Source organism: Novosphingobium sp. 11B (assembly GCF_054589055.1).
In genome coordinates this window covers 1-855 of the sequence record NZ_BAAILP010000220.1, presented here as the reverse complement: position 1 = coordinate 855, position 855 = coordinate 1, and the positions used below count along the sequence as shown (strand labels likewise).

The following is an 855-nucleotide window of genomic DNA, read 5'->3' as shown; positions in this document are numbered from 1 at the left end:
TCTCCGCCCCTATAAACGCCCGAACTGGGTGAGGTTCGTCAAGCCCAAGGTCGCCTCTGTCATCGCACGCCGCGCGACACATCATGCGCTCGGCGAGGAGGAACTGACCTCGCTTGTCGCCTGCCTCAAGGAACTGGCACAGGCCATGCACATCGTCGGCACCTCGCGCCTTGCGACGTTCGTGGTCGCTGCGGAACTTCCGGTCCAGTCCTGATGCTTCATCGATCCGGGTGCCCCGGACGGAAGCCTTCCCCGCCCTATCATCCATCATGAAGCACCGCATCAACAGGAAGGGGGCCGGCGTACTCGCTGGCCCTTTTCGCGTTTCCGGCGCTTCAGATCGAATCAGGATTGCAACGAACATCGATGGTGCCCGCCGAATCGAGAATTCGGGGGGCGCATTCGCAGGCTCACGCGAAGGCCGGACGCACGCCCGAGGGCGTTTTGTAATGCACCCCACGCACGGGTGCTGCTTCGCATAACAGGCTGATATCGCGAGGTTATGTCGCGGCACAGAGCGGCTGCCGAGCTGGCACAGATCGTCTGCCGCGGCAGCCAGAGCGTCGCGTCGATCACATCAAGCCGCTGTCTTCGTTTGGCATTTTTCGACTGCCGGTGGCAGTTCGCGGTGATCGGATGTCGGACATGTCAGCCAGCAATTTACGCAGGCTGGCGGACAACGTAGAACAATGTCGCTTCACCACGTGCTGGCGTCCGAATTAGGACTTTCTATGGCACGAATATCCCTGCGTCTCGAAGACGGCCTGCACGACCAGTTGCTCCGGCAGGCTCGCCGCTACAACATCACCCTTTCCGATCTCGTCCGCCCCACGCTCGAGCGTCTGGCGTACCCTG

1 protein-coding gene is annotated in these 855 nt (G+C 61.6%); it reads left to right on the top strand.

Annotated elements, in window-relative coordinates:
- Positions 1-214 (top strand): hypothetical protein (locus ACYPYD_RS20110; RefSeq protein WP_459665084.1); only part of this gene is annotated, 214 nt, incomplete at its 5' end.
- Positions 215-855 lie beyond the last annotated feature (641 nt).